Source organism: Algibacter pectinivorans (assembly GCF_900112595.1).
Taxonomy (GTDB): domain Bacteria; phylum Bacteroidota; class Bacteroidia; order Flavobacteriales; family Flavobacteriaceae; genus Algibacter_B; species Algibacter_B pectinivorans.
Genome location: NZ_FOMI01000004.1, coordinates 92,476 through 114,238, shown reverse-complemented (window position 1 = coordinate 114,238; position 21,763 = coordinate 92,476). Strand labels below are relative to the sequence as shown.

Annotated in this window: 17 protein-coding genes and 2 riboswitches; of the genes, 1 reads left to right on the top strand and 16 read right to left on the bottom strand. The window is 33.8% G+C overall.

Features of this window, described 5'->3' with window-relative positions; translation table 11 throughout:
- Window positions 1-41: 41 nt before the first annotated feature.
- A riboswitch (SAM riboswitch) is annotated at window positions 42-151 on the bottom strand.
- 393 nt (window positions 152-544) lie between these two features.
- From cysM to BMY96_RS07610, 12 genes are all read right to left on the bottom strand, one after another.
- On the bottom strand, window positions 545-1,435 hold the full coding sequence (gene cysM / locus BMY96_RS07665; protein WP_092851062.1) for a cysteine synthase CysM: 891 nt from the start codon (window positions 1,433-1,435) through the stop codon (window positions 545-547).
- A complete protein-coding gene (epsC, locus tag BMY96_RS07660; RefSeq protein WP_092851061.1) occupies window positions 1,419-2,162 on the bottom strand; it encodes a serine O-acetyltransferase EpsC in 744 nt (247 codons plus the stop codon). Before epsC ends, cysM begins: the two co-directional genes overlap by 17 nt.
- Window positions 2,163-2,341: 179 nt before the next feature.
- Window positions 2,342-3,397: an NAD(P)/FAD-dependent oxidoreductase gene (locus BMY96_RS07655; RefSeq protein WP_092851060.1), complete on the bottom strand. Its 1,056-nt coding sequence runs from the start codon at window positions 3,395-3,397 to the stop codon at window positions 2,342-2,344.
- A gap of 2 nt (window positions 3,398-3,399) precedes the next feature.
- Window positions 3,400-3,984 carry a precorrin-2 dehydrogenase/sirohydrochlorin ferrochelatase family protein gene (locus BMY96_RS07650; protein WP_092851058.1) on the bottom strand — a complete coding sequence of 195 codons (585 nt, stop codon included), beginning with the start codon at window positions 3,982-3,984 and terminating at the stop codon, window positions 3,400-3,402.
- Window positions 3,985-3,987: 3 nt separating this feature from the next.
- On the bottom strand, window positions 3,988-4,749 hold the full coding sequence (gene cobA / locus BMY96_RS07645) for a uroporphyrinogen-III C-methyltransferase (protein ID WP_092851057.1): 762 nt from the start codon (window positions 4,747-4,749) through the stop codon (window positions 3,988-3,990).
- A 15-nt stretch (window positions 4,750-4,764) separates the two neighbouring features.
- The gene (locus BMY96_RS07640; protein WP_092851056.1) at window positions 4,765-6,852 is read right to left on the bottom strand and encodes a HEPN domain-containing protein; all 2,088 of its coding nucleotides are present in this window, start codon (window positions 6,850-6,852) and stop codon (window positions 4,765-4,767) included.
- A gap of 45 nt (window positions 6,853-6,897) precedes the next feature.
- Window positions 6,898-8,145, bottom strand: coding sequence for a sulfate adenylyltransferase subunit 1 (locus BMY96_RS07635; RefSeq protein WP_092851054.1), 1,248 nt, complete (start codon window positions 8,143-8,145; stop codon window positions 6,898-6,900).
- Between the two features lie 147 nt (window positions 8,146-8,292).
- Entirely contained in the window at window positions 8,293-9,198 is a 906-nt protein-coding gene (gene cysD, locus BMY96_RS07630) for a sulfate adenylyltransferase subunit CysD (RefSeq protein ID WP_092851052.1), read from the bottom strand.
- Between the two features lie 118 nt (window positions 9,199-9,316).
- Window positions 9,317-9,937 carry a phosphoadenosine phosphosulfate reductase domain-containing protein gene (locus BMY96_RS07625; RefSeq protein WP_092851300.1) on the bottom strand — a complete coding sequence of 207 codons (621 nt, stop codon included), beginning with the start codon at window positions 9,935-9,937 and terminating at the stop codon, window positions 9,317-9,319.
- Between the two features lie 11 nt (window positions 9,938-9,948).
- Window positions 9,949-10,206: a DUF2061 domain-containing protein gene (locus tag BMY96_RS07620; protein WP_092851051.1), complete on the bottom strand. Its 258-nt coding sequence runs from the start codon at window positions 10,204-10,206 to the stop codon at window positions 9,949-9,951.
- 163 nt (window positions 10,207-10,369) lie between these two features.
- Window positions 10,370-10,786: an RrF2 family transcriptional regulator gene (locus BMY96_RS07615; RefSeq protein WP_092851050.1), complete on the bottom strand. Its 417-nt coding sequence runs from the start codon at window positions 10,784-10,786 to the stop codon at window positions 10,370-10,372.
- A gap of 51 nt (window positions 10,787-10,837) precedes the next feature.
- On the bottom strand, window positions 10,838-12,139 hold the full coding sequence (locus BMY96_RS07610) for a BamA/TamA family outer membrane protein (protein ID WP_092851048.1): 1,302 nt from the start codon (window positions 12,137-12,139) through the stop codon (window positions 10,838-10,840).
- A 336-nt stretch (window positions 12,140-12,475) separates the two neighbouring features.
- Between BMY96_RS07610 and BMY96_RS07605 the strand changes: the two genes are divergently transcribed.
- A complete protein-coding gene (locus BMY96_RS07605) occupies window positions 12,476-12,991 on the top strand; it encodes a hypothetical protein (protein WP_139205231.1) in 516 nt (171 codons plus the stop codon).
- A 415-nt stretch (window positions 12,992-13,406) separates the two neighbouring features.
- Here BMY96_RS07605 and BMY96_RS07600 read toward each other — a convergent pair whose 3' ends face one another.
- The 4 genes from BMY96_RS07600 to BMY96_RS07585 form a co-directional block, all read right to left on the bottom strand.
- Window positions 13,407-14,579 (bottom strand): trans-sulfuration enzyme family protein, encoded by a 1,173-nt coding sequence (locus tag BMY96_RS07600; protein ID WP_092851046.1) that lies wholly within the window; start codon window positions 14,577-14,579, stop codon window positions 13,407-13,409.
- A 281-nt stretch (window positions 14,580-14,860) separates the two neighbouring features.
- Window positions 14,861-18,256 (bottom strand): bifunctional aspartate kinase/homoserine dehydrogenase I, encoded by a 3,396-nt coding sequence (gene thrA / locus BMY96_RS07595; protein WP_092851044.1) that lies wholly within the window; start codon window positions 18,254-18,256, stop codon window positions 14,861-14,863.
- Between the two features lie 125 nt (window positions 18,257-18,381).
- Window positions 18,382-19,656 carry an O-acetylhomoserine aminocarboxypropyltransferase/cysteine synthase family protein gene (locus BMY96_RS07590; RefSeq protein WP_092851042.1) on the bottom strand — a complete coding sequence of 425 codons (1,275 nt, stop codon included), beginning with the start codon at window positions 19,654-19,656 and terminating at the stop codon, window positions 18,382-18,384.
- Window positions 19,657-19,768: 112 nt separating this feature from the next.
- A riboswitch (SAM riboswitch) is annotated at window positions 19,769-19,894 on the bottom strand.
- Window positions 19,895-20,125: 231 nt separating this feature from the next.
- A complete protein-coding gene (locus tag BMY96_RS07585; protein WP_092851040.1) occupies window positions 20,126-21,676 on the bottom strand; it encodes a hypothetical protein in 1,551 nt (516 codons plus the stop codon).
- Between the last annotated feature and the right edge of the window lie 87 nt (window positions 21,677-21,763).

Sequence of the window (21,763 nt, the reverse complement as noted above, 5' to 3'; positions counted from 1 at the left end):
GTATTATCTGCATGTCATCAAGAAAAGTGAAGGATTACTTTTCGTTATCTTTCCAATACGTTTGTATTAGTAGAATTTAGCACCTTCTTTAAAAGATAAAGGGTTGCCAAGGCCTCAACGGGTCTAATCCCTCTACCTTTCTTGATAACACTAGTACGTTAATGAACTCGCGCACAAAAGTACTAACTATATTTTTGTTTTCCTTATCCTGCGCGGTCTTTTTTCGAACTTATAGGTTTAATTAAGAAATATAATTCCAATATTCTTTCTCTCTATATCCTTCGAAATCACAATTCGTATTATTGTTTAAAATAAAATCTATTCTGTTCATTTTGCCTTGATGCAAAACGAACCAAAAAATCAAAACGATTTAAGGAAATTGCTAAAGCACCGTTCGCTGATTACTTTATATTTTTAGTTTTAAAAAAAAGTTGCACTTTCAATCCTGAATCCAACTAACATTACGACTCATTATTTCTAAAATCTCTAATTCCGACGCTGTCGAAAACTCAAGTACGATTGAAGCTTTTAATATATAAACAAACTATTCGAACAAAGTAGAAGACAAATAACGATCGCCTCTATCACAAATAATGGCTACAATAACACCTTCCTCTATTTGTTCAGCTATGGTTAAAGCGCAAAACACAGAGCCACCACTACTCATACCTGCAAAAACACCTTCTTCTTTGGCTAAGTTAATGGTTGTTTGTTTGGCATCGTTTTCCGATACATCTACCACAATATCTACTTTTTTAGGATCGAAAAATTTTGGTACATACTCTGGCGACCATTTTCTAATACCCGGTATTCTGGCACCATCGGCTGGTTGCGCACCAACAATAGTTATGTCTTTATTTTTTTCTTTTAAATAGGTTGAAACTCCTGTTATGGTTCCTGTGGTTCCCATAGCAGATACAAAGTGCGTTACCTTACCTGCTGTAGCTTCCCAAATTTCTGGACCCGTAGTTTTATAATGTGCCTTCCAATTATCTGGATTCTCAAACTGATTTAATAAGGTATAACCCTTTTCATCGCGAAGCTTAAATGCTAAATCTCGCGATCCTTCAATACCAACATCAGACGGTGTTAAAATTACCTCGGCACCGTAAGCGCGCATAGTTTTAACACGCTCTTCGGTAGAGTTTTCAGGCATTATTAACACCATTTTTAAATCTAAAAGTTTAGCTATAAATGCTAATGCAATTCCAGTATTTCCGCTTGTTGCTTCAACTAAAGTACCACCTTTTTTAATATCGCCTCGTTTTAAAGCTTCATTAATCATATTAAAAGCAGGTCGGTCTTTAACGCTCCCTCCCGGATTATTACCTTCTAGTTTTAAAAATAATCGCACACCTTTTTTCGAAATAAGGTGTGTTGCTTCTACCAATGGCGTATTGCCAATTTGACCAATAATACTATTCTTGAATTCCATTCTTTCTAGGTCTTATTTTTATTTCTGTTTGATATGTAACTAACGAGTTTTCTGGTACCGATTCTGTAATCCAAACGTTAGCTCCAATAATACTATTTGCTCCAATAATAATATCGCCTCCCAAAATAGTGGCGTTTGCATAAATGCACACATTATCATCGATTGTTGGATGACGTTTTGTCGAGGCTAAACTTTTAGAAACCGAAATACCACCTAAAGTTACCCCTTGATATATTTTAACGTGCTTCCCTATAATAGAGGTTTCGCCAATAACAATTCCTGTACCATGATCGATATAAAACGAATCGCCAATGGTTGCCCCAGGATGAATATCTACACCGGTAATTCCATGAATATACTCGCTCATCATTCTAGGAAGTATGTGTACGCCTAACTTATAAAGTGCGTGACTTAGCCTATAAATTGAAATGGCATAAAAACCAGGATACGCCAAGTATATTTCGGTTAACGAATGCGATGCCGGGTCATTACTCTCAAAAGCAATAGCATCTAAATCTAATTTTTTTCTTATTTCTGGTAATTGGGTTTTAAAGGTTTCCCAAATTTCTTTACCGTTTTCAATTTCTAATTTTGAAACGATTTCAATAAACGTGTTTTCTAAATAATCGCCATGAGTTTCTTCTTGCTCACAATCAAATAAAGAGTAAAACAATCTTTTGGTAAATTTTTTCGCTGTGTCTTTAAGGCAAACGTTATAGCTTTTCATTTTAAATAATTTGCTTTAGTGTGGACTTATTTATTTAGATTTTAAAAGTAAAACTTATACTTGTAAATCCCTCCTATTTTAAAAACTAAATCCTGCTAAGGTTTTAAAACCTTGCAGGATTAGAAAAATATTTCAATATTTTGTTTTTAGATTTCAATATCTAAAAACATATATAACTTTTAATTAATTGCTTGAACAACTGCTTTTGGTGCTTCTTTTCTAGAACCATCAAAACCATCAATACCACTAACTGTTGTATATTTTAAAACATACTTCTTTCCTGGGTTAATTATTTGGTATGCCGCTTGACACATAATAGTAGCCTCATGGAACCCACAAAGAATTAACTTTAATTTACCAGGATAAAAATTACCATCTCCAATAGCAAATATTCCAGGAATATTAGTTTGATAATCTAATGCGTTATTAACTTTTATAGCATTTTTTTCAATTTCTAATCCCCAATTAGCTATTGGTCCTAGTTTAGGCGACAACCCAAATAAAGGAATAAAATGATCTGTTTTTATAATAAAAGCATCTTCATCTTTTTTCTTAACCTCTATAGCTTCAACCTTACCATCACCAATAATATCGGTAACCTCGGCAGGAGTAATTAAATTAATTTTACCAGCATTTTTAAGTTCCTGTACTTTCTCAACAGAATCTAAATGTCCTCTAAATTCACTACGTCTATGTATAAGTGTTACGCTTTTAGCAACATCAGCTAAAAAGATACTCCAATCTAATGCAGAATCTCCACCACCAGCAATAACCACATCTTTATCGCGGTATACTTCTGGCTCTTTAATAATATACTCAACACCTTTATCCTCGTATTTAGCAAGGTTTTCAAGCTGTGGTTTTCTAGGTTCAAAACTTCCTAAACCACTAGCAATAGCAACCACTGGTGCTTGATGCTGCGTACCCTTATTTGTAGTTACTATAAAGGTTCCGTCTTCTTGTTTTTCAACCGTTTCTGCACGTTCTCCCAAAGTAAAACCTGGCTCGAACTGCTTACCTTGTTCTAATAAATTTTTGGTTAAATCGCCTGCTAAAATTTCTGGAAAACCAGGGATATCGTAAATAGGTTTTTTAGGATATAACTCCGAGCATTGTCCACCTGGTTGTGGCAATGCATCAATTAAATGGCATTTTAATTTTAATAATCCAGCTTCGAATACTGTAAATAAACCTGTTGGCCCCGCGCCAATAATTATTATATCTGTTTTAATCATTACTAAGATTCTTTTTTTTCAATTAATCCTTTTGTGAATTCGTTTAGTGTTTCCACTTTTTCTTCAAAATCACCTTTTATTGTTTTTCTATACTCATTTAAATTTTTTACTAAATCGTCTACATTTTCTGGAATAACATTCTCGAAAAACTGACGTAAACGTTTAGCTGTTGTTGGCGATTTTCCGTTAGTACTAATCGCTACTTTTACATTGCCTTTGGTTACAATACCACCCATATAAAAATCGCAATACGGAGGGTTATCGGCAACATTTACTAAAATGCTTCTTTTTCTGCAATGCTTATACACCTTTACATTAACCTTTGGTACATCGGTCGTTGCTACTACAATATGCTTTCCTTTTAAATACTTTTTATTGTATTTTTTTTCAATTAAGGTTACATTTCCTGTTTTAGCCAAAGATAATGTACCTTCTCTAAACATAGGTGACACCATTGTTACACAAGCATCTGGACTAGACTTTAACAAGAAGGTTAACTTCTCTTCAGCTACGTTGCCTCCGCCTACAATAAGTACATTTAAACTTTTCGCTTTTAAAAAAATAGGATATAAATTGTTTCTTTCCATGACCTATTTATTTTCAACAGCTTGTTGTATGGAGTTTAAAACCGCTCTATGTTTTACAACATCACCAATTACAATAATTGCCGGTGCTGCTAGTTCATTTTCTTTTACAACTTGTTGTATATTACGTATCGTTCCTATACCAACTTTTTCGTTATCTCGAGTACCATTTTGAATTATAGCCACTGGAACATTTCTTTTGTTTTCGGCATAAAACACCTTAACAATGTCCTTTAGCTTATGCATACCCATTAGGATAACGATTGTTCCAGTTGATTTTGCTGCCAACTCCACATCTGCGGATAAGGCATGATCTTTAGTTGTAGCTGTAACCACCCAAAAGCTTTCTGAAATACCACGTTTAGTTAACGGAATACCTTGATAAGCAGGTACTGCAAGAGCCGATGAAATTCCAGGAACTACGTAAGTTTCCAATCCGAACGCTCTAACATAATCAATCTCTTCTGCTCCGCGACCAAAAATAAAAGGATCACCGCCTTTTAAGCGTACTACATGCCCTTTCTCTTTGGCCTTGGTTACAATTAAATCGTTAATTTGTTCTTGCTGAAATGCATAACACCCCTTACGTTTCCCTACAAAAATAAGTTCTACATCTTTAGCAGCATATTTAAGTAACGACTCGTTAATAAGTGCATCGTACAGTATAACGTTTGCAGATTCAATAGCCTTAATAGCTTTAAGGGTTATTAAATCTTCATCGCCTGGACCAGCACCTACTACGGTTAATTTTGGGGTGTTTATATTCATGTAATATTTTAAAATTTATGCTTCTTGTTGTGCTGCTCTAAATGCTCTAACCGCTGCTAAAAATTTATCTGAACTAGCAATGTAATTTAAAGCAAACTCTTTAGTTGGCGCATTTTTATTGATTTGGTAAATTAACTCAGAGAATGAAGTACCTAACTCAATTTGACCCGTTTCAACAAATATCTCATCGAACTGAGAAATAATTCCAGCATGCGTATTCGTCTTTTTATTCTCTGCTAATAATAACGCTTTTGCAGAATTAACTAAAGATTGGTAAGCATAATAAATTGCTCCAGAATACACTTCGTTTTCAAAAGCTTCTTTTGCATTATCAATTTTCTCTTCACTTTCAAAAAACAAAGTGGCAATTAAATCGATTACTACTCCAGCACATTCTCCAATTCCTATTTCTTTTACATACTTTTCTTCTTCACCCCAATCGATAAAATCTTCTTGAGTTAAGTTAGTAGCATCTTGTAAATCGTTTAAGAAATCGTAAAAATATCTTTCTCCTTTTTCTTGATAATATTCAACAAATGGCTTTCCGTTTGCATTAGCTTCAAAATCATTTAAAATTCTGCGTAACGCTTCTGGTCCTCTTCTACTTGGTACTTTTACTACTTTATCTGCAAAAGTTGCATTACCATTACCTTGGTTACCACCACCTAATAATACTTGTAACGCTGGCGCTACTAGTTTATCTGGCGTACGAACCGTCATCCCTTGGAAACCAATATTAGCCATATTGTGTTGTCCGCAAGCATTCATACAACCACTAATTTTAATAACCAAATCTTGGTTTTTTAAATATTGTGGGTACTCTGCTTTTAGCATACGCTCTAACTCTACAGCAATACCAGTACTACTTGCTATACCTAAGTTACAAGTATCTGTTCCTGGACACGCTGTAATATCTACGGCTTTATTATAACCAGCTTCTACAAAACCTAATTTTTCAAGCTCTTGATAGAAAAATGGCACTAAATTTTCTTTTACAAAAGGAATAACAATATTTTGACGTAATGTTAAACGTACTTCGCCAGCAGCATATTTATCTACTAAATTAGCTAATAAACGTGCTTTATCTGTATAAAAATCACCTAATAATACTTTAACACCAATAGCTACATAACCTTCCTGTTTTTGAGGAATAAGGTTGGTAGACTTCCATAACTCGAAAGCTTCTTGATCTTTAATTTCGGCAGTAGGAGCTTCAACTGAAACTGGTTTTGAAGCTACATAAGCATCAGCATCAATAGCAACACTTTTAAACTCGATAGCTTTTTGCTCTTCTGCAATTAAGTCTTTAAAAGCCTCTAAACCAATATCTTTTAATAAGAATTTCATACGTGCTTTAGCTCTACTTTTACGCTCACCGTAACGATCAAAAACTCTTAAAACACCTTCCATAATTGGAATGATTTTATCGGTTTCAATAAAGTCGTATAACACATCGGCATGACGGGGTTGAGACCCTAAACCACCAGCAACTAAAACTTTAAAACCGCGAACGCCGTTTTGTATTTTTGCTATATATCCTATATCGTGTAAATAAGACAATCCTGTATCTTCGTCTGTTGAAGAGAAAGACACTTTAAATTTACGTCCCATTTCTTGACAAATTGGGTTACGTAAAAAGAATTTATATAATGCATCGGCGTAAGGCGACACATCAAAAGGTTCGTTTACATCGATACCTGCAGTTTCAGAAGCTGTTACATTTCTTACTACATTTCCACAAGCCTCACGTACGGTAACCTCATCTTTTTCTAATTCGGCCCAAAGCTCTGGTGTTCTATTTAAATCCACATAATGAATTTGAATATCTTGACGGGTTGTAATATGTAAACGTCCACGAGAATACTCATCTGATACAGCCGCAATTCTACGTAATTGATTACTTTTTAACTTTCCGTATGGCACCTTAATACGAATCATTTGCACGCCTTCTTGACGCTGACCGTACACACCACGTGCTAAACGAAGACTTCTAAATTTTTCTTCGTCTATTTTACCATTATGAAAAAGCTCTATTTTTTGAGCTAATTCAATGATATCCTTTTGTACGATTGGATTTTCTATTTCTGTTTCAAAACTTTGCATGCTATACCTGACTTTTCTTAATTAGAAAAAAACTTTTTGTTGTTTTTACTGAATAAATCCAGCTCCAACTGTATTATTAGATTGTGGATCGATTATAATAAAAGATCCATTTGTTCTATGATTTTTGAACTGATCGTAAAAAATTGGCTTGTTTAATTTGAATGACACTGAAGCAATATCGTTAATATTTAATCCTGTTACATTCTTTTCAAAACCAGAATAATCTGGGTTAATTTTATGATTGATTCTATCAACCTTAGCCAATACTTTATTAACACCATGCTGAACAATATATTTCCCTCCAGGTGTTAATTGATTGCTATCCATCCAACAAACATTTGCTGTAAATTGCTTATCGATGGTTGGCAAATCGTTTTCTTTAACAATCATGTCGCCACGACTTACATTAATATCGTTTTCTAAAGTGATGGTTACAGACGAACGTCTAGAAGCCGTTTCATACTTTTCATCATAGAAATAAATATCTTTAATTTTTGAACGTGTTTTTGATGGTAACACAATAATATCGTCTCCAACACTTAAATCGCCACCATAAACTTTTCCTGCATACCCTCTATAATCATGAAAATCTTCAGTTTTAGGACGAATTACATATTGCACAGGGAAACGCGGTGTACCAGAGTTAAATATATCTGCCTTATCCAGTTGCTCTAAATGCTCCAATAAAGCTTCACCTTTATACCAAGGCATTTTATCTGTTTTATTAACAACATTATCACCCTTTAAAGCACTTACTGGAATAAAAGTGATTTTTTGGTCCTGATAATCTCTTTTACTCATTAATTCTGTAAAATCGGCTTTAATTTTGTTGTAAACCTCTTCAGAATAATCAACCAAATCCATTTTGTTAATGGCAACTACAACGTCTTTAATTCTCAATAAATTATTAATAAAGAAGTGACGGTTTGTTTGCTCGATAACACCTTTTCTAGCATCAATTAAAACAATAGAAGCCTGAGATGTTGACGCTCCTGTAACCATGTTACGTGTATATTCTACGTGACCTGGAGTATCTGCAATAATGTAACTTTTCTTTTTAGTTGAAAAATAAATATGTGCTACATCAATGGTGATTCCTTGTTCTCTTTCGGCCATTAAACCATCTGTGGCTAAAGAAAAATCTAAGTAATCGTATCCTAGTTGTTCACTTTTATCTTCAATGGCTTTTAACTTATCTGAGGTTAAAGATTTTGTATCATAAAGAATACGTCCTATTAACGTACTTTTTCCATCATCTACACTTCCTGCTGTTGCTATTTTTAATACTTCCATTTTTATTGTTATTGGTTACTAGCTGTTGGTAATTAGTTGTTCGATTATCCTAAACACCAATAAAACTTCAGTAACTTAATTTTTTAATATTTTTTTTGATTTTTATTGGTTACCAGTAACTAATAACCAAAAAACTATTAACCATTTCTAGAAATACCCTTGTTGTTTACGTTTTTCCATGGCGCCTTCAGAACGCTTATCGTCAATTCTAGCACCACGTTCAGAAATAGTAGAATCTCTAATTTCTTCTACCACTTTAGAAATAGAAACTGCATCTGAATATACAGCTGCGGTACAGCTCATATCTCCTACCGTTCTAAAACGCACCATTTTTTCTATTACTTCTTCATTTTCATCTCTATAAACCACATCGTCTTCAGCAGACCAAATCATGCCATCTCTTAAAAAGACTTTACGTTTGTGTGCAAAATAAATTGAAGGAATCTCAATATTTTCTTTTTCTATATACGACCAAACATCTAATTCTGTCCAGTTTGAAATTGGAAACACACGTACGTTTTGTCCGTGATCTATAGCACCATTTAACATATCGAATAATTCTGGACGTTGGTTTTTTTCATCCCATTGACCAAAATCATCACGTACAGAAAAAATACGTTCTTTAGCTCTTGCTTTTTCTTCATCACGACGTGCACCACCAATAGCAGCATCAAATTTAAATTCTTCTAAAGCATCAAGAAGCGTTGTAGTTTGTAGCATGTTTCTACTCGCGTAACGACCAGACTCTTCTTTTACTTTACCTTCATCAATAGAATCTTGTACATTACGTACAATTAATTCTAAACCTAATTCTTTACATAAACGATCTCTAAACTCAATTGTTTCTGGAAAGTTATGCCCCGTATCAATATGTAATAAAGGAAATGGTACTTTTGCAGGATAAAATGCTTTAACAGCTAATCTTACTAAAGTTATTGAATCTTTTCCTCCAGAGAATAATAACACAGGTTTTTCAAACTGCGCCGCAACTTCTCTCATGATGTAAATCGCTTCGTTTTCTAGTGAATTGATATTTGATGTATCTTTCTTCATAATTAAAAAGCCCCCTAACCCCCGAAGGGGGAACTCTTACTCGGGCGGGGTAAAAGTTTTGTTATTATATTTTGTTCTTTATAACTGTTTTCTATAAAAATTTACTGCCAACTTCATTTTAAGCGTGTAAACCACACTCTCTATTTTCTAATGCTTTTGTTGGGTCGAAATATTTAAACTCGTTTGGTAAATTGTTTTCTTCTAAATAGGTGTCTAATTTTTTATCCGACCAAAAATAGAAAGGACTTACCTTTAAAACACCATCTTTACTTAAACTAAAAATACCAATACTGTTTCTAAATGCTGTTTGCCCTTGGCGCAAGTTTGTAAACCACACGTTAGGTTTGTGCTCGTCCATAGCGCGTTTAAAAGGCTCCAATTTTACCTGCTCGGTAAACAAAGCGTGCTTTGGATCATCTACCGTTGGAATTCCCATAACAACATCTCTATGAGACGCTGTTTGTTTTGGTACATATAAAGACACATTTAAGTTTAAATCTTTTATAACTTGTTCGGCATGCTTATACGTTTGTGGCGTATTGTAACCGGTATCGCACCAAATTACAGGAATACTAGATTCCAAACTACTAACCGCATGTAAAATTGCGGCCTCATATGGTCTAAAATTAGTAGTAACCACAGCTTTATTATTAAGCTCGAAAGCCTTCTGAATAATTTCAGTAGGCGTGGCTTTTTCAAAGCTTTTATTTAATTCTTCTATTTGAGTTTCTGTAAACATAATCTCTTTATTTATTTTCCCCATTTAATTGAATTCCATAAACGCTCATGGAAAAAGTATAATACCATTTTGGTTAAAAAATCGACCGAAGCAATAGATGCTGCAACAGCCATTTCTCCTGTTAATATATATGAAACTACCAATGTATCTAAAGTACCAATTACTCTCCAACTTAAAGCTTTTGCTACACTTCTAATTGGTTTTTCTCCAACAGCATCCTCTTTATAAGTAGTTTTTTCTTTACTCTTTAATAACATTTGCGCTATCATTTCTTATTATTTATATTAATCCTATCAATTTAGTAGGGATTACAAATGTAAAACATTTTATAATACAAAAAGCAGTTTTAACAACTTTTTAGAATAATGGAATAAATTTGCGATAAAAAGAAGATTATTATTTAAAATAAGAGATAATTTTGAGATATTTTCATTAATCTACGCTAGACAAATCTGCTAAAGTGGTATTTCTGAACACGTTAAGTGTGCTATCGCGCACCTCAATCATAAGTTTATGCACGCTACAAAGGGTTTCGTCTGGGCAATCATCACATTTTTCGTAATAATTAAGACTCACACAAGGCACCATAGCTATTGGTCCTTCTAGAACACGCATAACATCGGTCATTTTTATTTCCGAAGGTTCACTCCTTAAATAATAACCTCCATGTTTACCTTTTTTAGATGCTAAAACACCAGATTTACGAAGTGTTAGTAAAATGCTTTCAAGAAATTTTTGTGGAATTTGTTCACTTTTAGCAATAACGCCAACTTGCACAGGAACATCATCTCCATTTCTAGCAATAAACGTTAGAGCTTTTAACCCGTATTTTGTTTTTTTGGAAAGCATTTTGCTAATATAAATAAATTAGTACTTGCAAACCACAACTAAAAACACTATTTAAAAATATTGTCCTATTCCAAACACAAAACCATTACCCCCAGTTCCTGTTACATTAACACCATAATCAAAACGAAGTACTGCATTAAAAATATATTTATGAATAAAACGAACACCAGCGCCTGAATATACACGAAATGTATCTGATGAAAATTGATTTAAAAATTGAACATTTGGACGTTGTAGACTACTTACATCGGTAAATACATTACCCTGTAAAACAAACCAGCCTTTTTCAAATAATGTATGTCGATACTCCGTATTTACTGTTGTACTTGATATCCCACGATCTACAGTATTACCTACACCTCTATTATTAAATTGATTATCTATAATTATTGGTACAAACGCCGTATTATTTACCGTATTACTTAATTGAAATTTTAATTGCGTAGCAAAATTTCCTTTAGACCCAATTAGCTTATAAAATTGTGTTGTATTATTAATTATGTACTCGGTTTGCAAAACCCCTTGTCCACCAACAAAATAATTAAGATCCAAAAAATTTCTAAATCCCGACTGGTTTTGGTATTGTATATCAATATCTACAAACTCATGAGATGCCCTAAACAATGCTTTATTGAGTTGAGGTTCTGGCACATTTACAAGCCCTTCATTCTCTGGGTCGTCACGAATTAAAGTGTACTCTTCTTTAAAAATTTTGGATCCCAACTCAAACCTATTCTTAAAATTTAATTCATAAAATAATGTTAGTTCAGGACCTTTTCTAGTATATGCATAATTAGCAGAATTATCAATATCGTTAGCATTTAAATAAATAGGCTGTTGTGATGTATCGTCTTGATAATTTATACCCAAACCTAATTTATTAGAAAATAAGTAAGGATGCTCTAAAAAAACACCAAAACCGTTAAAAACTTCTCTTTTAAAAAATCCTCCAAAAATAATATTACGACCTAAGCCATTAAACTCAAAAGCAGAAAATCGATATAAAAAACTCCCATCATTAGCTTGTCCCGTTCTTACGCCTGGTATAATACTAAAATTCTCTTCAAGCAAATATGTAACTCTATAACCCGCATCGCCAACGTATTCTATTTTATAGTTAGCAAAGGCAATACCATCCAAACGTTTAAAACGCTCAATATCATTAACAACAACTACGCTATCTGTTTCTTTACCCACTTTTACCTTGGCTATGCGAGTTAAAAAACTTGCTTTAGTTTTTTTAAGTCCTTCAAAGTTTAAACTCTCTACTTTAAATTTTTTTTGAGAAAAACCCTGAAAGCTTAAGCAAAAAAACAAAAAAATGACAATACTTATTCTATATCCTACTTTCATAATTTCAAATTTATTATGCTAAGTCGAGATACTTGAAAAGAAATTACCTAATATTTAATTATTATTTCAAATTAGCTAAAACAATAACTTTAAAAATTAGCACAAAAAAAGACACTACACGAGGAGCACTAATTTTATAAACCTCTAAAAAAAACACCTCAATACAAATTGTATTTAATTTCTATTCAACAAAAAAATTAAATATACTACTTTGCTACACTTACAATCGTTTACCTATAAATCATAAATTTTCAATCTACTTGATATTTTATGTATGAAAACCAATAAGCTTTCGTCTATTTAAAAAGTTATTTAATAATTTAAATTAAAATGAAAATGAAAAAAACAATTTTTATGGTGCTAGTATGTGGTTTAATAGCTAGCTGTAGCAATGACGACGATACAACCACCACAGAAACAGAAGTAGCATCAAGTAGTGTTATACGTATAACGGAGGTAAATACGGAGACAGACCAGGTAACACTTACCAATTTAGGTGATGAGACGAAAAACGTAGGTTCATATTGGCTATGTTTAGGCCCTGGAACATACGTGCAGGTTTCTGATGCAACCAGCGAGTCTACAAATTTAAGTCTAAACCAAAGCGTAACTTTAAGCTACGATATAAACCCGACAGCCGATGGTTTAAGTCTATTTTCTGAAAACTCTTTTGGCTCTACAGATCCAGATATACTTATAGACTATGTACAATGGGGCGCAAGTAACCAAGCCAGAGTAGACCAAGCAGTTACTGCTGGAAGATGGGATAACTCTAATAATATTATTGAAGGAAGCTCGCCATTTAGCTTTAATGGCACGGCTACAAATTTTGGTTCTACATTTTGGAATTAGAAATATTTTAGAGTACTATTTAGCAAATGGGCATAAAATAATGTTTGTCCATTTGCTATATGCTTTAAATTAGTTTTATAAATTAATTCCTGTACAGAACATATTTAAAATATATGTACATTTTTTCTTCTTAGCTAGTCTAACAAATTAGTAATTAAAACAGTACCATTTCTAATCTTATTCAATAGTTAAAAAAATTCTTATTTATGGCGCTCAACATAAACTCGAATAATGCAAGTTTTAATAGGTATTTAGTTTATTACTTACTAAAAATAACAAGCACACAACTATTTTCAAACTAAAAAACAACCATGTACTTTTAAGTATTTCTTGCCGCTTTTCTCTTAATCCACGAGTAAAAATCAGCATAAAGAATTCAAAAATCACAGTAAAATTAGTAGCTACAAAAGCTCAATTAACTTCTTAACGCCTGCTCTAAATCCTGAATAATATCATCAACATGCTCTAAACCAACCGAAATACGCACCATACCATCTGTAATTCCAGCAGCTCTTTTAACTTCTGGCTCAACCTTAGCATGCGTTGTACTTGCCGGATGCGTTACAATGGTTCTAGTATCGCCTAAGTTTGCCGAAAGCGAACACATTTTTACACTATCAAAAAAGCACTTTCCGCCTTTTAAACCACCTTCAACCTCAAAAGCTACAATATTACCACCCAAACGCATTTGCTTTTTAGCAATATCGTATTTAGGATGCGATTTTAAAAAAGGATATTTAACCCAAGTTACCTTAGGGTGCGCCTCTAGAAATGTAGCAATTTTAATGGCATTATCACAATGCTTTTCAACGCGCAGTGCCAGAGTTTCTAACGATTTAGATAACACCCAAGCATTAAACGGACTTAACGATGGCCCAGTAAGTCTAGAAAATAAATATATTTCTCTAATAAGTTCTTTACTACCAACCGTTATGCCACCAAGCACACGCCCTTGCCCATCCATTAATTTAGTAGCCGAATGTATTACTAAATCGGCACCCAGTTTAATTGGGTTTTGTAAATACGGTGTGGCAAAACAATTATCGACCACCAATAGTATGTTGTGCTTTTTACAAATAGCACTTAAAAATTCTAAGTCAAGAATATCAACACCCGGATTTGTTGGCGTTTCGGCATAAATAAACTTAGTATTTGGTTGTATTAAACCTTCAATAGCATCAACCTCATTTATATTAAAATACGAACATTCAATATTCCATTTCGGAAAGTATTTTGTAAACAAACCATGAGTAGCACCAAAAACCGAACTACAAGACAACACATGGTCGCCAGCATTTAACAACGTTGCAAACGTCGAGAACACCGCAGCCATTCCGCTAGCAAAAGCAAAACCAGCCTCGGCACCTTCCATAGCACACACCTTATCTACAAATTCATTAACATTCGGGTTGCTATAACGGCTGTATAAATCGCGTTGTTTCTCTTCAGCAAACGATGCACGCATTTCTTCCGAATCGTCAAAAACAAAACCAGAAGTTAAGTATAATGGCACCGAATGCTCCGAAAATTGTGTCGTTTCACTCTGTGTTCGTATCGCCGAAGTTTCAAATTTCTTACTCACTTTTATTCTTTTTAATCATTCTTATTTTGGCATTACCCAAAAGGGTCGGGCTTTCCGCTATATCTTTTTTTGCCATTTATGGCAGCAAAAAAAGGATGCCGCTACAATCCCTAATGCACTTATTTGCCAAAGCCTGTCTTTAAAGTAAACTTCCTTTTTATCTACTATCCACCCTGCGAGGTTTCCAAAACCTTGTAGGTCTATTTTATTATTTTCAACCTATACCTGCAAGATTTTTAAAACCTCACAAGAAAGTATATTCTCGAAAAAACGAGACATCTATATTACTAGTTTAATTTCGACAACCTCAATATATCTCCAAAAACACCTCTTGCCGTAACTTCTGCTCCTGCTCCTGCACCTTGTATAACTATAGGTTGCTCACCGTAACTCTCGGTAAATATTTCAAAAATAGCATCACTTCCTTTTACATGTCCTAACGTACTATCTTCTGGAATAGACACTAATTTTACTTCCAATAGGCCTTTATCCTGCGATAAATCGCCCGATAAATCCCCAACATATCGTAACACATGTCCTGCCTCTTGCTCGTCTTTTATCTTTTGGTATTGCTTATCCAGAACATGTAATTGCGATAAAAATTCCGAAACCGAAATATCTCTATACGCTTCTGGAATTAAATTTAACACCTCAACATCTTCAAATTCGTTTTGCAAATCTAACTCTCTTGCCAAAATTAATAACTTTCTAGCCACATCATTTCCCGAAAAATCCTCACGCGGATCTGGTTCTGTAAACCCTTTATCAACCGTTTCTTGAATAATTTCACTAAACGGTTTGTCTGCAGTCGAAAAATTATTGAATAAATAACTCAACGTTCCAGAAAACACTCCTCTAATTCTTGTAATATTCTCTCCCGATTCGTGTAGTAATTTAATAGTATCAATTAAAGGTAAACCTGCACCAACCGTAGTTTCGTATAAATATTGCTTATTGCTGTTTTTTAATTCTGTTCTTAATTCCGTATAAAAATCGTGCGAAATCGTGTTTGCAATTTTGTTGGACGACACTAAATCGAAACCAGCTTTTACCAACGGAATATAATTTTTATAAAATGTAGAACTCGCCGTATTATCAACCGCTATTAAATTCTCTAAATGATGATTATTAGCATAGGTAAGAATATCTTCTATCGAACTTTCAAACGAGCTCGATGCAATAGCATTTTCCCAATTAGCTTCTGCTCCATTTTTATCAAGCAATAGCTTTTTAGAGTTTGCAATTGCAAAAATATTTAAGCTTATACCTTTTCGTTTTTCAATGTCGCCTTTCGATTTTAAAATCTGGTTAATTAAAGCGCCACCAACACCACCATGACCAAAAATGGCGATATTAATTTTTTTAGAAACCCCAAAAACCTCACCATGAATAACATTTACAGCCTTATGCAGTTGAGCCTTTTTAACCACCAAACTCACATTTTTTCCTGTAACCGTGTTATTAAAAAGCAACGGTGTAATTTGGTTTTTTATAAGTGCATTAAATGGCTTATGGAATGAGCTTAACTCAATACCAATAATTGAAATTACAGCCACATCGTCTACAACATCAATTTTATTAACATCTTGCGAGTAAAAATCACTTTCAAACTCACGCTCTAAAGCAATAACCGCTTGTGTAGCTTGGTCGGCATCAATAATTAACCCAATACCACGCTCCGACGATCCTTGCGATACAATACTAACGCTAATACCATATTTACTTAACGCCCCAAAAATTCTAGCATCTACACCAATTTTACCTAAAAGACCACGCCCTTCTAAATTTAGTAATGCCACATTATCTAAAATAGATAACGAGGTTACTTCTTTAGTGCTTGGTCTTGCCGTAATTAATGTGCCTTCATCATCAGAATTAAAGGTATTTAAAATACGCAGATTAATATTTTTTTCAACTAAAGGGATAATGGTTTTAGCATGTAAAACCGAAGTCCCAAAATTAGCCAACTCGTTAGCTTCGCTAAACGAGAGTTCTCTAATTTGTTTAGCATCTGGCACTAGAACAGGATCTGCTGTGTAAATACCGCTAACATGGGTGTAATTTTGTAACTCTTCGGCATCTAAAAAATTAGCTAATAATGCCGCTGTATAATTACTTCCGTTACGCCCTAAAGTGGTTGTTTCATTTTTTAAATTAGAAGCAATAAAACCAGTTACCACATTAACTACATCTTTATGTTTACTAAAGTAGTTCTTGGTGTTTTCTTTTGATATTTTCGATAATGGCTGAGCATTACCAAAGGTTTCATCGGTTTTTATTAACTCGCGCGAGTCGGTTGCTTTTGCTTTAACCCCTTGGTTATTTAATAAACTAGCAATAAGCTTTACCGATAATAATTCGCCTTGAGCTAAAATATTATCCTTTGTCTTTTTGCTATAATCGCGTAGTAAACTAACCCCTTCAAACAACTTATCTAGCACTAAAAATTCTTCCGAAAAATCTATACCTTTTAAAGGTTCTACTTGGTAGGCTTTAAAGGCATTTAAATCGTCTTGATACGGCTCGCCTGTTAAGGCTTTATTTAAAATAGCCTCCAGATCGTCTGTTGCCGAACCTCTTGCCGAAACCACAACACTTATGCGCTCGCCAGCAATTACTTTATTTTTAATAATTGAAAGTACCGTTTCTAAACCTTTTCCGTTGGCTAACGATTTTCCTCCAAATTTTAATACTTTCATAGGTTTTCTTTTAGAGTGTGGCACAAAAATGCCTTCTATAATTTTTTCTAATTGCTCGTATTCCATTAAAAACGCGTCGTGTCCGTGTACCGAATGTATTTCGTTATACGTTACATTAGGATGCGTTAATGCTAATTGCTTATGGGTTTCGCGGTTTTCTTCAGCAGTAAAAAACAAATCAGAATCCACACCAACAATATGTATTTTGGCTTCGATATTTTCAAGTACATTAAAATTACTCGAACGGCCTTTAGTAACATCAATCGACCTTAACAACTGATTCATTAATTTATAAGCCGACAACTGAAAACGCTCTTGCAATTTATTACCATGATGTAACAACCAACTCTCCACATTAAAGATCTCTAATTCGTCGTTTTTAGAACGATGAAAACGCTCCTTAAAAGACTCTGGCGTGCGGTAACATAACATGGCATGCATCCTTGCATCGTGCACCGGATGCTTAGAATTTAACAAGAATTGCTCCTGTATTTGGCAGTTTGCAATTAACCAATCGGTGGATTTCCAATCGGTTGCTACAACCACTAAATGTTTTGTGAAATTGGGTTTTAAAACGGCCATTTCCCATGCAATTCCACCACCTAAAGATCCGCCTACAGTTGCAAATATCTCTGCTATTTTTAATTCTTTAAGCCCCATTAAAAATATGTTGGCCATATCTCTAGCCACAAAATCTTTATAGTTGTCAATTACAAAACCATCAAAACCATTTCCGGGAATATTAAACGATAAAACCGTATATAGTTTTGTGTCTATAACCTTATCATCGCCAACCAAATCGCGCCACCAGCCATTTTCGCCAGCCACATCGCTATTACCTGTTAAAGCATGGTTTATTAAAACAATTGGCGCACTACCCAAAGACTTCCCAAAAACCTGATAACTTAACTTAATAATTGGGTTAAGCACACCGCTTTCGGTTGTAAAGTTTTTAATAATGATATGTTGTAATTCGTGTTTCATATAGAAGCCCTCCTAACTCCCCATTTCGACTGCGCTCAATGCAGGCTCGGGGAGAAATACTTACTGTTATGTTTTAAGACCTACATGGTTTTAAAAACCTTGTAGGTCTGTTTTCTTTATTTTAATTAAATAGTTTTAAAAGCTTCTAATAAATCGGCTTTTAAATCTTCGATATCCTCAATACCAACAGATAGTCTTATTAAATCTCCAGACACCCCTGCCGAAGCTTGTTGTGCCTCATCCAATTGTTGGTGTGTTGTACTTCCTGGGTGGATAATTAATGATTTTGTATCACCAATATTAGCCAGTAAAGAGAATAATTTTGTGTTATCTGCTATTTTTTTAGCGGCATCGTAGCCACCTTTGTGTCCAAAAGTTACAATACCACTTTGTCCTTTTGGTAAATATTTATCTGCTAACGCTTTGTATTTACTGCTTTCTAAACCAGGATAGTTTACCCAAGCAATTTCATCTTGTGCTTCCAACCATTTTGCAAGCTCCAAAGCATTGGCACTGTGTTGTTTTATTCTAACTGGTAAAGTCTCTAAACCTTGAATAATGTTAAAAGCGTTTGTTGGACTCATAGCACCACCAAAATCTCTTAAACCTTCAAGAATTAATTTAAATGTATACGATGCTGCACCTAAAGCGTCGTGATATACTAAACCGTGGTATCCTGCAGATGGCTCTGTAAACTCAGGAAACTTACCGTTTGCCCAATTAAAAGTTCCAGCATCGATAATAGCACCACCTAATGAGGTTCCTTGTCCGCCAATATATTTAGTTAATGAGTGTATTACAATATTAGCACCATGTTTTATTGGGTTTAATAAAGCTGGTGTTGCTACGGTATTATCTACTATAAACGGTACTTCGGCTGCTTTAGAGTGTGCTGCAATAGCCTCTAAATCTAAAACATCTAGTTTAGGGTTTCCTAAAGACTCTACAAAAAAGGCTCTAGTATTATCTTGTACGGCATCTTTAAAATTATCTGGATTTGAAGCATCTACAAATGTTGTTGTAATGCCTAATCTTGGTAAGGTAACATTTAATAAATTATAGGTACCGCCGTATAAACTACTAGACGCTACAATATGGTCGCCAGCTTTTAATAACGTTAATAAACCTGTTGATATAGCAGCTGTTCCCGATGCAAAAACTACAGCGCCAATACCACCTTCTACGGCAGCTAAACGATCTTGTAAAATTTGGTTTGTAGGATTGTTTAATCGGGTGTAAATAAAACCTAGTTCCTTTAATGAAAATAGATTTGCGGCATGGTCTGAATTATTAAAAACATACGATGATGTTTGATAAATTGGTACAGCCCTAGTGCCTCCGTTTGCTGTTACATCGTGTCCTGCGTGTAATGCGTTTGTTGCTAATTTAAGATCACTCATTTTTCTAGTTTTTTTATATTATTAGTTTAATAAAGCCAAAAATACACTTGTAAAAAGTGCCTTAAGTAGAAAAATGTTAAAAAGAGATGTAAAATTACAGCTTGTAATTTGTGAGTTATCTATCCAAATACCAATAAATGAATTGGTAATTTAAGTAGAATTTAGCACCTTCTTTAATAAGTTTAAAGGGTTGCTAAGGTTTCAAAGGGTCTAATCCCTCCACCTTTCTTGATAACATTTCAATACGTGTTTGAACTTTGTGAGTGCAAAGATTGAACCTGTAACGTTAATATCCAAATTTTTAGGACTCTTTTTTGATTTAAAACAAATAAACCATGTTAATATGGCCATTACCTACTTTAGTTAACATGCCCGCGCAAGGGATTGAACGGCCTGTTTGAGCTCCCCGACCTTAGGAGGGAGCGAGTAGTGAAAGCCCGACCCCTTGTGGGTTGCGCCCAAAAAATAATTAGGCACTTGCGTTATTAAATTTATCGCGAATAATATCGCCAATTGGTCGGTTTTCGATTTTAGACTCTAACCAGGAAATAATATCGAGATATAAAAAGGAACGACTTTGGTACGGGTCGTTTTCGTAGGTTTTTAGTTTTTTATGGAGTTTAATAAACTCGCCTTTTACCTCGTGCGGATAAATATCGCCCAAACCACGTAAAAACTTTATAAATTCTCGTTGCACTTCGTACAGGTCTTCCATTTTAATTAAAAACTTATAGGTGCTTTTTATTAAAACGTCTAGATTATAATCTAATCCGGCTTCGTAATGCGCCACAAGATTTAAAATTCGTGAAAAACACAGTAAATCTTCCCGCATTTCTAGGGATTTATTGCTTATAATTTTCTCTAAATAAAATATACATTTTTTATTATCGCCAGCACCAAAATACATGCTTGCTATTTTGTAATAAAACACCATAATATGATGCTCGTCTATACGGTTTTTGTAGTTTTTTAAACGTTCTAGAACCTCGTCGATAAGTGGCATTCCTGCCTCGAAACTACCTTCTATAAAATGTAAATTAAATTTATTATTGTATATGTATAAGAAGGCTAAACCCTCGATATTATCGTCTGTTGGAAACCACTTTTCTTTTGTAAGTGCTTCTAGTTTTAATAATGAAAACTTAAATTTTTCGTGTTTATTAAGGAAAAACAAAGATTCTAATAGGTAATTGTTTCCTTTTAGAAAAAAGACAGGATTTAAAGCAATCATATCTTTATTATCGTAAAACAAATCGACCCATTTTGAGGCGTATTTGTAACATGACAAAAAATCGACGGTTAAAAAGCTATACCATAAATAGGATTTATATAGCCACAATTTTTCTCTGAAACCTAATTTATTGATGTCGTATTTAGGCAGCCTATCGTTAAAGTATTTTGTTATTATTTGGTAGTCTTCGTCATTTTTTATGTAGCCCATTTTTAAAAACAAACCATATAATTGCAACGATAAATTAGAAAGCTTACTGGCCAAAACGTTTTGCAAACTTAACTCTTTAGCTTGCACGGTAAGCTCGTCTGCACGACTACTTATACTTCGTGTAATGTACTGCGACTCTATAACTTTTTCTAACTCGACAATTTCGTAGGCTGCATTTTTTTCTTCATTAAGAATGGCTAAATTTTTTGCTTTATCTAAAATTTTTAAACTTTGTTTGTAAAGGCCCTTGTGATATAAAATAGTTGCAAAATCTAATTGTTCGCGAATTTGAATTCGAATATCTTGATGAGATGGGTTTAACCTTAAACTAATTAAAATCTGCTTGTATAAATGTGCTTTTAGGTTAGATAGCTGCTGTTTTTTAACGATGCCCTTTTTTAGAATTGCAGCTTCATCATACACATTAATTTTATCAAGAATATTAAAGAGTTTTAAAAACTTTGACTCCTCATTAACGCCTAATCTCCCAACATAAAGCTTAAATTGTCTTTTTTCGGATTTAGACAGCGATTTAATTAATACAAATAAATTATCTTTTTGCTCTTTCGTTATAGTCATAAAAACAGTGTTAAACACTTGATTTATAGATATTTAAACTAATATAAATCTAGTTAAACATCGTAATAATTATTTATGGAGTTCGGT

Excerpts from the sequence above, each read along its gene's own strand:
- cysM (WP_092851062.1), bottom strand. The coding sequence starts at position 1,435 with ATGGAATTCAAGAATAGTATTATTGGTCAAATTGGCAATACGCCATTG.
- epsC (WP_092851061.1), bottom strand. The coding sequence starts at position 2,162 with ATGAAAAGCTATAACGTTTGCCTTAAAGACACAGCGAAAAAATTTACC.
- BMY96_RS07655 (WP_092851060.1), bottom strand. The coding sequence starts at position 3,397 with ATGATTAAAACAGATATAATAATTATTGGCGCGGGGCCAACAGGTTTA.
- BMY96_RS07650 (WP_092851058.1), bottom strand. The coding sequence starts at position 3,984 with ATGGAAAGAAACAATTTATATCCTATTTTTTTAAAAGCGAAAAGTTTA.
- cobA (WP_092851057.1), bottom strand. The coding sequence starts at position 4,749 with ATGAATATAAACACCCCAAAATTAACCGTAGTAGGTGCTGGTCCAGGC.
- BMY96_RS07640 (WP_092851056.1), bottom strand. The coding sequence starts at position 6,852 with ATGCAAAGTTTTGAAACAGAAATAGAAAATCCAATCGTACAAAAGGAT.
- BMY96_RS07635 (WP_092851054.1), bottom strand. The coding sequence starts at position 8,145 with ATGGAAGTATTAAAAATAGCAACAGCAGGAAGTGTAGATGATGGAAAA.
- cysD (WP_092851052.1), bottom strand. The coding sequence starts at position 9,198 with ATGAAGAAAGATACATCAAATATCAATTCACTAGAAAACGAAGCGATT.
- BMY96_RS07625 (WP_092851300.1), bottom strand. The coding sequence starts at position 9,937 with ATGTTTACAGAAACTCAAATAGAAGAATTAAATAAAAGCTTTGAAAAA.
- BMY96_RS07620 (WP_092851051.1), bottom strand. The coding sequence starts at position 10,206 with ATGATAGCGCAAATGTTATTAAAGAGTAAAGAAAAAACTACTTATAAA.
- BMY96_RS07615 (WP_092851050.1), bottom strand. The coding sequence starts at position 10,786 with ATGCTTTCCAAAAAAACAAAATACGGGTTAAAAGCTCTAACGTTTATT.
- BMY96_RS07610 (WP_092851048.1), bottom strand. The coding sequence starts at position 12,139 with ATGAAAGTAGGATATAGAATAAGTATTGTCATTTTTTTGTTTTTTTGC.
- BMY96_RS07605 (WP_139205231.1), top strand. The coding sequence starts at position 12,476 with ATGAAAAAAACAATTTTTATGGTGCTAGTATGTGGTTTAATAGCTAGC.
- thrA (WP_092851044.1), bottom strand. The coding sequence starts at position 18,256 with ATGAAACACGAATTACAACATATCATTATTAAAAACTTTACAACCGAA.
- BMY96_RS07590 (WP_092851042.1), bottom strand. The coding sequence starts at position 19,656 with ATGAGTGATCTTAAATTAGCAACAAACGCATTACACGCAGGACACGAT.
- BMY96_RS07585 (WP_092851040.1), bottom strand. The coding sequence starts at position 21,676 with ATGACTATAACGAAAGAGCAAAAAGATAATTTATTTGTATTAATTAAA.